The sequence below is a fragment of the Mumia sp. genome (genome assembly GCF_028803055.1).
Lineage (GTDB): Bacteria > Actinomycetota > Actinomycetes > Propionibacteriales > Nocardioidaceae > Mumia.
In genome coordinates this window covers 1-11,284 of record NZ_JARBCJ010000107.1, presented here as the reverse complement: position 1 = coordinate 11,284, position 11,284 = coordinate 1, and the positions used below count along the sequence as shown (strand labels likewise).

At 73.4% G+C, this 11,284-nt stretch carries 10 protein-coding genes and 2 pseudogenes; 4 read left to right on the top strand and 8 right to left on the bottom strand.

Annotated features, from left to right (window positions below; genetic code table 11):
* The first annotated feature begins 75 nt into the window (after positions 1–75).
* Positions 76–552: a bifunctional adenosylcobinamide kinase/adenosylcobinamide-phosphate guanylyltransferase gene (locus PV363_RS11345; RefSeq protein WP_301022370.1), complete on the top strand. Its 477-nt coding sequence runs from the start codon at positions 76–78 to the stop codon at positions 550–552.
* Positions 553–571: 19 nt separating this feature from the next.
* Here PV363_RS11345 and PV363_RS11340 read toward each other — a convergent pair whose 3' ends face one another.
* Positions 572–1,360 carry an adenosylcobinamide-GDP ribazoletransferase gene (locus tag PV363_RS11340; RefSeq protein ID WP_301022369.1) on the bottom strand — a complete coding sequence of 263 codons (789 nt, stop codon included), beginning with the start codon at positions 1,358–1,360 and terminating at the stop codon, positions 572–574.
* 10 nt (positions 1,361–1,370) lie between these two features.
* Positions 1,371–2,432 (bottom strand): nicotinate-nucleotide--dimethylbenzimidazole phosphoribosyltransferase, encoded by a 1,062-nt coding sequence (gene cobT / locus PV363_RS11335; RefSeq protein WP_301022368.1) that lies wholly within the window; start codon positions 2,430–2,432, stop codon positions 1,371–1,373.
* A gap of 239 nt (positions 2,433–2,671) precedes the next feature.
* Between cobT and PV363_RS11330 the strand changes: the two genes are divergently transcribed.
* Positions 2,672–3,007: a DUF3311 domain-containing protein gene (locus PV363_RS11330; RefSeq protein ID WP_301022367.1), complete on the top strand. Its 336-nt coding sequence runs from the start codon at positions 2,672–2,674 to the stop codon at positions 3,005–3,007.
* The gene (gene mctP, locus PV363_RS11325; RefSeq protein ID WP_301022366.1) at positions 3,004–4,662 is read left to right on the top strand and encodes a monocarboxylate uptake permease MctP; all 1,659 of its coding nucleotides are present in this window, start codon (positions 3,004–3,006) and stop codon (positions 4,660–4,662) included. The genes PV363_RS11330 and mctP overlap by 4 nt, the downstream gene beginning before the upstream one ends.
* Positions 4,663–4,686: 24 nt before the next feature.
* Here the strand turns inward: mctP and PV363_RS11320 are convergent, their stop codons facing one another.
* The 3 genes and pseudogenes from PV363_RS11320 to PV363_RS11310 form a co-directional block, all read right to left on the bottom strand.
* Positions 4,687–5,697: an NAD-dependent epimerase/dehydratase family protein gene (locus PV363_RS11320; RefSeq protein WP_301022365.1), complete on the bottom strand. Its 1,011-nt coding sequence runs from the start codon at positions 5,695–5,697 to the stop codon at positions 4,687–4,689.
* A gap of 46 nt (positions 5,698–5,743) precedes the next feature.
* Positions 5,744–6,457 (bottom strand): uroporphyrinogen-III C-methyltransferase, encoded by a 714-nt coding sequence (gene cobA / locus PV363_RS11315; protein WP_301022371.1) that lies wholly within the window; start codon positions 6,455–6,457, stop codon positions 5,744–5,746.
* An 84-nt stretch (positions 6,458–6,541) separates the two neighbouring features.
* Positions 6,542–6,850: pseudogene (locus PV363_RS11310) on the bottom strand (NAD(P)-dependent oxidoreductase); the annotation flags it as partial.
* A 197-nt stretch (positions 6,851–7,047) separates the two neighbouring features.
* Between PV363_RS11310 and cbiE the strand changes: the two are divergent.
* Complete coding sequence (gene cbiE / locus PV363_RS11305; RefSeq protein WP_301022364.1) at positions 7,048–8,097, top strand: precorrin-6y C5,15-methyltransferase (decarboxylating) subunit CbiE; 1,050 nt, start codon at positions 7,048–7,050, stop codon at positions 8,095–8,097.
* 184 nt (positions 8,098–8,281) lie between these two features.
* On the opposite strand, the gene PV363_RS11300 is transcribed toward cbiE, so the two are convergent.
* The 3 genes and pseudogenes from PV363_RS11300 to PV363_RS11290 form a co-directional block, all read right to left on the bottom strand.
* Positions 8,282–8,812, bottom strand: coding sequence for a DUF1440 domain-containing protein (locus tag PV363_RS11300; RefSeq protein WP_220364802.1), 531 nt, complete (start codon positions 8,810–8,812; stop codon positions 8,282–8,284).
* Between the two features lie 4 nt (positions 8,813–8,816).
* Positions 8,817–10,706, bottom strand: coding sequence for an endonuclease/exonuclease/phosphatase family protein (locus tag PV363_RS11295; protein ID WP_301022363.1), 1,890 nt, complete (start codon positions 10,704–10,706; stop codon positions 8,817–8,819).
* 65 nt (positions 10,707–10,771) lie between these two features.
* A pseudogene (locus PV363_RS11290) lies at positions 10,772–11,284 on the bottom strand (alpha/beta hydrolase); the annotation flags it as partial.

Here is an 11,284-nt window from a genome sequence, read left to right as displayed (position 1 = left end):
GGGGTGAGCGGGGCTCACTTGAGCCGCAGAGTGCTGGTATCCGGTGGCGTAGGCTGCGTCTCGGCGGGGTAGGGGGTGTGGCTGCTGGCGCGTCAGCAGCACGTCACCTACATCGCGCCGGGACCCATCCCGGACGGCAGCGACCTCGACTGGCAGGCGCGGATCCTCCAGCACCAGCGGCGTCGGCCCGAGGGCTGGACGACGATCGAGACCGTCGACGTCGCGGGTGCGCTCAGGGGTGCCGAGACGCCCGTCCTGGTCGACTGCATCGGCACCTGGGTGACGGCCGTGCTGGACGAGCTCGGGGCGTGGGAGGTTCCGGAGGACCAGTGGCGCCCCGAGGCCGAGAAGCGGATCGAGAGCCTGGCCCAGGCGTGGCTCGCGCGCGATCGGCTGAGCGTCGCGGTGACCAACGAGGTCGGGTTCGGCGTGGTGCCGGACCACCGGTCGGGCCGCATCTTCCGCGACGTCCTCGGGATGACCAACCAGCGGCTGGCCGAGGCGTCCGCCGAGGTGGCGCTCGTCGTCGCGGGGCGCGTGCTCCACCTCTGACCGACGGCCGCACGCCGGCTCAGGCCGCGGCGACCACGACGCACAGCACGGTGAGCGCGACCTCGACGCAGGCGCCGACGACATCGCCGGTGATGCCGCCGAGCAGCGCGACCGCTCGGCGGACGACGCTCACGACGACCGCTGCGGCGACGACGACGGCCGCCGCTCCCTGCCACCACGGTGCGGCGCCGGCCGCGGACGCGAGGCCGACCGCCGCGGCGGCGACCACGGCGACGCCGACAGCGGCAGGCAGGGGCACCGAGCGGGCCACCGCGGCACCGAGCCCGCCGGTCGTCGCGGGCGGTACCGGCGAGGCGCAGGGGGCGACAACCGCCGCGCGAGAGACGCACACCAGGACGCCGACGAGGAGCCACCCGTACGGACGGCTAGCGACGGTGCCCAGACCCGCCGCCTGGATGAGCAGGACGACGACGAGTGCGACCACCCCCGCCGGCCCGACGTCGCCGGACTTCATGATCGCGAGCCGACGGGAACGGTCGTACGGGGCAGCAAGCCCGTCGACGGTGTCGGCGAGACCGTCGAGGTGGAGGGCGCGGGTGCCGAGGGCGATCGCGGTCACCGCGAGCGCGCCGGTGATCAGCGCCGGGAGCCCGGCCGCGGAGCCGAGGGCGACGACGACCGCGGCGGCCGCGCCGAGCGGCAGCGCCGCCAGCGGTGCCAGCAGCATCGCGACGCGTGCGCGGGGGCGGTCGACGACCGACGGCGCCGCCACCCGGATGGTGGTGAACGTCCCGGCCGCCAGGAGCGCGGCGTCGGTGAGGACACCCCGAGCCGGTCGGTCGCCCATCACGGCGATGTCAGGCGTCCTGCGGGCCGAGCACGTCGGCGAGCAGCGACACCTCGGACAGCAGCGAGGCCGCAGAACGGAGGACGGGGAGTGCGGCGACGGCGCCGCTGCCCTCGCCCAGCCGCATGCCGAGGTCGAGCAGAGGCTCCAGCCCGAGCTTGGACAGCGCCGACGCCTGCGCGGGCTCCGGCGAACGGTGACCGGCCGCGAACCACGCCGCCGACCCAGGGGCGAGGTCCTCGGCCACCAGGGCGCACGCCACCGAGATCACCCCGTCGAGGAGGATCGGGACTCCTCGGCGCGCGGCTTCGGTGAGGAACCCGACCTGGGCGGCCAGGTCGGCCGACCCGAGCGCGGTCAGGCGGTCGATCGGGTCGGCCGTGCGGTCGCCCGCGCGCTCGAGCGCCTGAGCGACCACGGCCTCCTTGCGTGCGAGGGCTTCCCCGTCGACGCCCGAGCCGCGGCCCGTCACCTCGGCCGCGCTCAGGCCCAGAGACGCCGCGACCAGGGCCGCAGAGGGCGTGGTGTTGCCGATCCCCATGTCGCCGGCGACAAGGAGGTCGGCACCGGCCGCGACCTCCTCGACGGCGACGGCGACCCCGGCCGCGAGGGCCGCGGCCGTCTCCGCCGGAGCGAGCGCGTCCTCGAGGTGGATGGCGCCCGAGCTCCGGCGAACCTTGTGCGCCGTCACCTCGGCCGGGAACGCGGCCGCGTCGACGTCGACGGCGATGTCGAGCACCCGCAAGGTGGCCCCGTGAGCTCGGGCCAGGACCGCCACTCCAGCGCCGCCGGAGAGGAACTGCCGAACCATCAGAGCGGTGATCTCCGACGGGTAGGCCGAGACCCCGTGGCGGGTGACGCCGTGGTCGCCGGCGAACACGACGACGCGGACGTTGCTCGGCGGTCGAGGCGGACACTGCCCTTGCACGGACGCCAGCCACACCGCGCACTCACCCAGCCGCCCGAGTGCTCCCGCGGGCGTCGCGAGACCAGCGAGACGCTCCTCCGCGCGGCGCCGTACGTCCGCCGACGGCGGGGCGACCCGGCCCTGGCCGACCTGCGCGTGAGTCATCGAGAGGCCCTTCCGAGCGGGTGGTGAGAGGTCTCCTCACCCTAATCCTGTGCCGCCGGGCGATCAGTGGCGACCGTCCGTCGCGACATACCGACCGCTCACCGACAGGAGCCGTGTCCCCGTGGACCGGTGCGGACGCCACTGGCAGCGTGTGACCGCGGTCACACGGGGTGACGACGACCTCCCCGCGCGACGCAGACCGCGGGCCCGCCCAGGGCCGTGACGCGAAAGGGTTGCCGATGACCTCCGGACCTCCGCCGACTGCCGACGATCCCACCCTGCATGAGACGACGCCACCGGCCAACACGCCGCTGCTGATCCTGGCCACCGTGCTGCTCGCCATCCCCGTGATCGCCTTGCTGTGGGTCGACTCGTACGCCCGCATCGAGCCGAAGCTCGGACCGTGGCCGTTCTTCTTCTGGTACCAGTTCCTCTGGGTCTTCATCACCGCCGCCCTGACCTACACCTCGTACCGGATCGTGCTGGTCGCGCGGCCGCACCGCCCTATGCACCATCGCGACGAGCACCATCCCGACGAGCAGACGGACAGCGATCGAGCGGAGGGTGACCGGTGAGCAACGTCAACGGGGTCGGCCTGACCGTCCTGATCCTGCTCTTCGCGCTCGTCACGGTGATGGGGTTCTACGCGTCGCGGTGGCGACGCCCGCCGTCGATGGAGTCGCTCGACGAGTGGGGACTCGGCGGACGCAAGTTCGGCACGTGGGTGACGTGGTTCCTGCTCGGCGGCGACCTCTACACGGCCTACACGTTCGTCGCCGTGCCCGCCGCGATGTTCGCCACCGGAGCCGTCGCCGGCTTCTTCGCCGTGCCGTACACGATCGTGCTCTATCCGATCATCTTCGTGTTCATGGCGCGGCTGTGGTCGGTGAGCCACCGGCACGGATACGTCACGCCGGCCGACTTCGTCCGCGGTCGCTACAGCAGTCGCGAGCTCTCGCTGGCCGTCGCGATCACCGGCTTCCTCGCGACGATGCCCTACATCGCGCTCCAGCTGGTCGGCATCCAGGCGGTCCTCGAGGTGGCCGGCCTCGGCGGCGGCTCCAACTGGGTCGCGAAGGACGCGCCGCTGTTCATCGCGTTCGCCCTGCTCGCGGCGTACACCTACTCCTCGGGTCTGCGGGCGCCGGCGGTGATCGCGTTCGTGAAGGACACGCTCATCTATCTCGTCATCATCGTCGCGATCATCTACCTCCCCACCAAGGTCGGTGGCTGGGACGCGATCTTCGGCGCCGCCCAGGACAAGATGAGCACCCCGAACCCGGCGACGGGCGCGCCGACCGGCTCGTTCATCCCGACCGGGATCGACGCCCACTGGGCCTACGCGACGCTCGCCCTCGGCTCGGCGCTGGCGCTGTTCATGTATCCGCACTCCATCACTGCCACCCTGTCGAGCCAGAGCCGCAACACGATCAGGCGCAACGCGTCGATCCTGCCGGCGTACTCGTTCATCCTCGGTCTGCTCGCGCTGCTGGGGTGGGTCGCGATCGCCGCCGGGACGCAGCCGATCGGACTCGACGGCGAGCCGAACGCCCAGCTGGTGATCCCCCAGCTGTTCGAGGACATGTTCCCGGCGTGGTTCGCCGGCGTCGCCTGGGCGGCGATCGCGATCGGGGCACTGGTGCCGGCGGCGATCATGTCGATCGCGGCGGCGAACACGTTCACCCGCAACGTCTACAAGGAGTTCATCAAGCCGGACGCGACGCCGAAGCAGGAGGCGCAGGTCTCCAAGCTGTCGTCGCTGGTCGTCAAGCTGTTCGCGCTCGTCTTCGTGCTCACGCTCGACCGGCAGAACGCGATCAACTTCCAGCTGCTGGGCGGCATCTGGATCCTGCAGACCCTGCCCGCGATCGTGTTCAGCCTCTACACCAGGTGGTTCCACCGCTGGGGTCTGCTGCTCGGGTGGGCCGTGGGCATGGTGTACGGGACGATCACGGCGTACAACGTGGTCAACCCGACCACGGGCGGCCACTTCGGCGGCTCGCTGGCCGACATCCCCGTGATCGGGACGCTCGGATACATCGCGTTGACCGCCTTCGCGATCAACGTGCTCGTCGCTGCCCTGATCACGGTGGCGCTGCGTGCCGGCAAGGTCGACAACGGGCACGACGAGACCATCGCGGGGGACTACTTCGCCGATGCGGGAGACCCGCGGGTCATGAAGAGGCTCCCTCTCGTCGGCGAGCCGACCGGGAGGGACACGACGTCCTGACGACGGCTAGGTCCTGACGACGGCTCAGGGGAAGCGGGAGTCGGGCTGCAGCGGTGGCAGCCCGGATCCCGCGCCCTCGCGAGCACCGACCACCATGGCCGAGAGCGCGTCCGCCGCGCTGTGCTGCGGCTCCCAGCCGAGCTCGGCCCGGGCCCGTGCCGTCGACATCACCGGGAGGCGCAGCAGGGCGTCGAAGAGGTCGCCCGGAGCGCCGACGAGCCGGGCTCGCCACGCTCCTTCGACGACCGCCCGAGTGAGGCGCGCCGGGACCTCGAACGTCCGTGCGTCGAGGATCCGTCCCAGCTCGTCCTGGCCCAGGACATCGGCGGCCGCGATGTTGAAGGCGCCGTGGACCGGCCGCTCGACCGCCTCCGCGTACGCCCGCGCAAGGTCGCCCGCGTGGACCGCCTGCAGCCGGAGCCCGCGAGGGATCGGGACGACGGGCAGGATGCGGCGCTCGAGCATCCAGGGGCGGAGTGCGGGAGCGCCGAAGATGCGTCGCTGCTCGGACCCTGCCGAGCGCTGGAAGACGAACGCCGGGCGCATCCGTACGACCCGGACGTCGGGCCGCTGAGCCTCGAACGCGTCCAGCAGCCGCTCGACATAGGCCTTCTCCCGGCAGTACGCCGCAGGCGAGGGGCCGTCGGTCGGCCACCCCTCGTCGACCGGGTGGTCGTCGACGGCGGGCGAGTACGCGCCGACCGACGAGGCGACCACCACGACCGGGACCCGGCTCCGTGCGGCGCTCTGGAGGACCCGCCGAGTCCCGACGGCGTTCGCCTCCCACGTCGTGTCGGGATCGTGGGTCGGCTGGAACATCCACGCCAGATGGACGAACGCGTCGCACCCCTCGAGCACGGCGTCGAGGCGGTCGTCGGCGACGTCCGCGGCGTGCCACTCGATCGAGCCCTGCTCGGTCTCGGTGGCCTCGGGAACCCGGCGCGCGACCGCAACGATGTCGTGCCCCCGGCTGCCCAGCTCTCTGAGCAGCGCACTGCCGACGTTGCCACTTGCCCCTGTCACCACCACGCGCACGCGCTGCTCCCTTCGTCGCAGACCCGATACCCCGCCGGCGAGGAGGTCAAACGGAGGGAGCGAAGCCCGCGACGCGTCCGACGATCGTGACCGCCGGTGCGCCGATGCCGGCCTCGGCCACCCGCGAGGCGATGGTGGCGACGTCGCCTCGGACGACGCGCTGGGTCGGGAGCGCGGCGTCGGCGATCGTGACCGCCGGCGTCGCCGGGTCCAGCCCTTCGGCGACGAACGTCTGCGTGATCGCGGGAAGAGTCGCGACCGCCATGAGCAGGACGATGTCGGTCCCGGTGCGCGCGAGTGCTCCCCAGTCGACCGTCGAGCGGGGATCACCGGGAGGCACGTGGCCCGAGACCACCGTGAACCCCTGGGTGAGGCCGCGGTGGGTCACCGGGATCCCGGCCAGCGCCGGCCCCGCGATGGCCGACGTCACCCCCGGCACGACGACGACGGGGATGCCGGCCGCCGTGCACGCCTCCATCTCCTCGCCTCCACGCCCGAAGACGAAGCTGTCACCGCCCTTGAGGCGCACCACGCGCCGACCGGCCCGGGCGTGCTCGACGAGGATCCGGTTGATCGCCTCCTGCGGGGTTGAGCGACCCCGAGGGATCTTGCCGACGTCGATCACCTCGACGTCCAGGCCGTGGAGCACCCCCAAAGGGGCGAGGCGGTCGGTCACGACGACGTCGGCGGTGCGGACCGCCTCCAGGCCGGCGACCGTGATCAGCCCTGGATCGCCCGGGCCGCCGCCGACGAGGGTCACGGACCCGCCTCCTGCTCGGGGCCGCGCCGCGTCGGTGTCGGAGCCAGTGTCGGAGCCGGGCCCGGGCACCGCGTCGGGGATGGTGCACCACCGGCCGAAAGCCCGTGCGTCCCCGGCGACCCGTGCGTCGAGACCCGGATCGCCCGTGGCGGGGACGACGAGGTCGTGATCGGAGACGTCCGCGGTGTCGTACGCCCGGGAGTCCCAGCGCAGCAGCCCTCGCTCGGCGAGGTCCTGGACGGACTGGACGTCCTCGGGGGCGATCTCCGTGATCTCGGCGCCCGCGTCGCGCAGCGCCGCGATCCGGCCGAGCGCGGTGGACCCTCCGCCGACCACGAGGACACGGCGACCGGAGACGGGAAGGGTCGTCCGGAAACCTGCGTCGCGTGCCATCGGCCAGACCATCCTCTCGGCGCTGCGAGGGGGTGGCGCCGGCGGCGCCTCCCAGGGCCACGATCGTAGGCGCGGGTCGCCAGGTGCCTCCTGATCCGCCGCATCGCGGACAGTCCGGGACGCCGTGGCTGCCGATCCTCCCCGATGCGCGGGGCGGGCTTGGGTCAGGACCCCGATGACGGATAGCGTCTGCGTCCATGCAGCGGATCACGGTCGTAGGCATCGGTGCGGACGGCTGGGACGGGCTCGCGATGGAGTCGCGGCGCCTCGTCCGGGAGGCCGAGGTCGTCATGGGCGACAAGAGGCATCTCGACTCCGTCCCCTGGTCGTGGTGGCAGGCCAGGGTCGAGTGGCCGTGGCCGGTCGAGGAGGCGCTCCCGGGTCTGCTGGAGGAGCACGACGGCAAGCGCATCGTGGTCCTGGCCGCAGGAGACCCGCTCGTCGCGGGCATCGCGACCCCACTGGTGAACCTCGTCGGCGCCGACGACGTCGACGTGATCCCGACCGTCTCGTCGGAGTCTCTCGCCCGGGCGCGGATGCGGTGGTCGTTCGACGAGACCTCGCTGGTGTCGCTGCACGGGCGCGACGTCCGCCGCCTGCTCCCGCACCTCGCCCCGGGCCGCAAGCTCATCGTGCTGTCGTCGGACGGCGGCACCCCCGCGTCGGTCGCGGCGCTGCTCGTCACGCAGGGGTACGGCGAGACCGCCATGACCGTCCTCAGCGACCTGGGGGGCCTCGCGGAGTCCCGTACCGAGGCCACGGCCGCCGCGTGGCGCGACCGGGTCTCGGCGGAGGTCAACGTCATCTGCCTGGAGTGCGTCGCGGACGGGTCGCGCCGTTCTGCGATGTCGAGCGTGCCGGGGCTTCCCGAGGCCGCGTTCGGATCGGAGATCGCCCCGATCGGCCGCGATGCGCGTGCTGCGGCCCTGTCGCGCCTGGCTCCTGCGGGTGGTGACCTCCTGTGGGCGCTGGGTGCCGGTGCCGCCTCGGTCGCGATCGAGTGGCTGCGCAGCGAGCCCCTCGCCGCCGCGGTGGTCGTGGTCGGGGCTGACGAGGCGGTCGCGGTCAAGGAGAGCGCGGCCGACCTCGGCGTTCCTGAGCTGCGGATCGTCGAGGGCGCGGCACCTGCCGCGCTCGACGGTCTCGACGCCCCCGACGCGGTGTTCGTCGGCGGTGGGGCCGCCGACGCCGCGATCCTCGACGCGGTGCGAAGTGCCGTACGCCCCGGGGGTCGGCTGGTCGTCTAGGCGGCGTCCCTCGATGAGGAGGCGGCGCTGCTCGAGCTCTTCCGGGCGCACGACGGCGAGCTCGTGCGGATCGGCGTCGAGGAGGTCCTCCCCGCAGACTCGCTCGCGTGGACGCCGCGGCGGGCCGTCGTGCAGTGGAGCCTGGTGCGCTGACCCGGCTTGCCCTGGCGCCGCCGCTCTGCCGCTAGGGCAAGAGGCGGTCGACCACCCGGCGGGAGACCTCCAACGTCAGCCCGAACACGACATGGCTCGCGGCCTCCCAGAGGACCGCGGAGCGCGGGAGGTCCCACGGGGGCTCCTGGATCTCGAGCACCGGGAGCGCGGTGCCGTGGGTCAGCGCGTAGAGCGCGAGCCCAGCCGGAGCCCCTCCGCCGCGGGCGACCCATGGCAGCGACGCCGCGGCCGCTCCGTACGCCGTGCCCGTCGCAGCGCCGAACGCGTAGTGGATCGTCCGGCTGGCCCGGATCTTCTCGTCGGTGTCGAGGCCCGGGCCACCCCGCAGCTCGTCGACCTCCGCGGCGACCACAGCCGGGGGCATGTTCTCGGGTCGCCCCGCGGGGTCTGCACCGACCAGCCGCTTCTGCCACGGCTCAGGCGGGAGCAGCCGCTCGGCGGCCCGTTGGAGGCCGGGTTCCGTCACCGCTGTGACGTACGACGCGGGCACCGATGCGAGGGCGCCGACCACCGCTCCGCGCAGGACTCCTCGAGCGCTCATCCGGTCACCGTACGCCCGGTGTGCCGATGGTGTCCGACGGTGAGACGGTCACGAGGACGGGGAGGTGGTCGGACGCCTGGCTCGTCCCCACGGCGGGGTCGGTGGCCGTCAGGTCCCCGGTGACGAGGAGATGGTCGATCCGCGCGATCGGTCGGTCTGCCGGCGAGGTCGGCCCGGCGCCGCCGAGCCCGTCGACGAGGCCGACGTCGAGGAGCATCTCGTACGCGGCGCTGCCGGGCTGGGTGTTGAGATCGCCGCCGAGGACCAGCGAGAAGCCGTCGTCCAGACGGTCCCGGAGGGCGTCGGCCAGATCGCCGGTCTGCTCACGGACACCCTCGTCGCCGTCGTGAGGTTGGAGGTGCGTGGAGACGAACCACGTCGGCGACCCGGAGACGTCGAGCCGAACCGACAGCGCCTGGGCGCCGGTGACCGCACCGTACGACGGCAGCGGCGTGCCTACGGCCTCGTCGATCGGGAAGCGGCTGAGCACGGCGTCGCCCCACACCGGGTCGGCGGCGGGGGCGAAGACGCTGTCCCGGTCGAGGAGCCTGGCGAGGATCGCCAGCTGGTCCTGGCCGCCGTTGAGGTACCAGCCACGGTCGACCTCGCTGAGGAGTGCCACGTCGGCCTCCTTCAGCACCTCGGCGACGCGGTCCGGACGGAAGGTCCCGTCCATGCCGTACCCCATGCGCAGGTTGTACGCCGCGACACGTGCGGCACCGGGCGCACCGTCGGTCGGACCGCCGCCCTCCAGCGGACGCACGGTGACCGCCGGGCCGAGCGCCGCGGCCAGCACGGAGGCGACGGCGGCGAGGACGAGGAGCGGAGTGCGCGGTCGCCGGTCGCGGGCGTCCGGGGCGCGCGAGGCGCTGGTCGTCGCCGCGGCGACACCGACCGCTGCCGCCGTGGCGACCACCACCAGATCGGCGCGATAGCCGAGGTCGTAGCCGGCGTAGTAGACGAACAGCAGCACGACCCAGACCAGCGCGCCCCACCCGACCGCCGACGGGGACGCCGGCGTGCCCTGGGACGACGCGGCCCAGAGCGTCGCGAGCGCCGGCAGCCCGACGGCGTACGCGACGACCACCCACGGTGGACTTGTGGCCGGGACGCCATGCCGCTCGACGGTGACGAGGAGGACGAGCGCCACGGAGGCGACCAGCGCCGCTGCCGCGACCCATGTCGCCGCCGGGGAAGGGCGGGTGCCGGCGAGGGCCACGGCCAGCACCCCCGCCGCCGCGAGCACCGCCAGCCCGACCGTGCCGGCGACCGCGCTCGCTCGGCCGGCGTCGGCGACGACGATCCCCGCGAGCAGCACACCGGGCATCAGCAACCAGGCGAACCGACGCCCGGCGGGGGGCGACGGCTCACGGTTGCGAGCGCCGTACGTGCCGAGGCAGGCCAGCGCCACCTGCACGACGAGCAGTGCCCATCCCCAGGCGTCGCCCCGCCAGACCGCACCCCACGTGCCGAGCGCCGCATGGGTCGTGACCGAGATCGCCAGGCCGGTCACGGTGCCGACCACGGCCACGTCGCCGTACCGCGCGACCGCGAGCGCGAGCCACACGAGGGAGGCGACGAGTCCCACCGAGGCGAGGACCAGCTGAGCGCGGCCGCCGTCGCCCAGCTGGAGACCGGTCCGGGCGACGACCGCGACGGCGAGCGCGGCCACGAGGGTGACCCCCGCTGCGCGCCGCGCGGTGAGCCCGACGACGACCACCGCGACCACCACGCATCCGAGCGCGTACGCCCCCATGAGCTCGGGAGGCGTGGTGGCGGCCTGACCGAAGATCGTGATCAGCGACGGCGCCCAGACCCGGACGACGTCGACGAGGATCCACACCGCCGCGGCCATCGCGAGCAGGGCGGACGTGCGAGGGCGGACCAGCGACATGAAGGAGTTCTACCGGAGCCGCGGGAGCGGCCGCCAGAGCCGAGGTGGCTCGGGGTACCGCTCGATCACCCGTCGGCGCCGAAGAACGCCGCCAGCACGTCGACCAGCTGCTCGGGCGCCTCCTCGGCCATGTGGTGGGACGAGTCGATGACCGCGCCGCCCCGGACGTCGTCGGCCCAGGTCTTCCAGACCTCCACCGGGTCGCCGCCCAGGTCGTCGAGGTCCTCACCGGCGGACCACGCGACGAGCAGCGGGGGACGGAGGCGCCGACCCGCGTCGCGGTCCTCCTCCTCGTCACGGCGGTCGACGGTCAGACCTGCTCGATAGTCCTCGAGCATCGCCCGGACCACGTCCGGGTCGCGGGTCGCCGCGCGGAACTCCGCATAGTTCTCGTCGCCGAGCTCCTCAGGTCCTCCCGCGTACCAGCTGTCGGGGTCGGCGTTGATGACTCGCTCGGGCGTCTCGGGCTGGGCGAAGAAGAACCAGTGGAACCACCGCGTCGCGAAGCCGGGCGTGATCCGTCGCAGGTGCTCGCTGATCGGGATGCAGTCCAGCAGGGCGAGCCGGTCCACGACCTG

Coding starts and splice junctions, on each gene's coding strand:
- PV363_RS11295 (WP_301022363.1), bottom strand. CDS start 10,706: ATGTCGCTGGTCCGCCCTCGCACGTCCGCCCTGCTCGCGATGGCCGCG.
- PV363_RS11340 (WP_301022369.1), bottom strand. CDS start 1,360: ATGGGCGACCGACCGGCTCGGGGTGTCCTCACCGACGCCGCGCTCCTG.
- cobT (WP_301022368.1), bottom strand. CDS start 2,432: ATGACTCACGCGCAGGTCGGCCAGGGCCGGGTCGCCCCGCCGTCGGCG.
- cbiE (WP_301022364.1), top strand. CDS start 7,048: ATGCAGCGGATCACGGTCGTAGGCATCGGTGCGGACGGCTGGGACGGG.
- PV363_RS11300 (WP_220364802.1), bottom strand. CDS start 8,812: ATGAGCGCTCGAGGAGTCCTGCGCGGAGCGGTGGTCGGCGCCCTCGCA.
- PV363_RS11330 (WP_301022367.1), top strand. CDS start 2,672: ATGACCTCCGGACCTCCGCCGACTGCCGACGATCCCACCCTGCATGAG.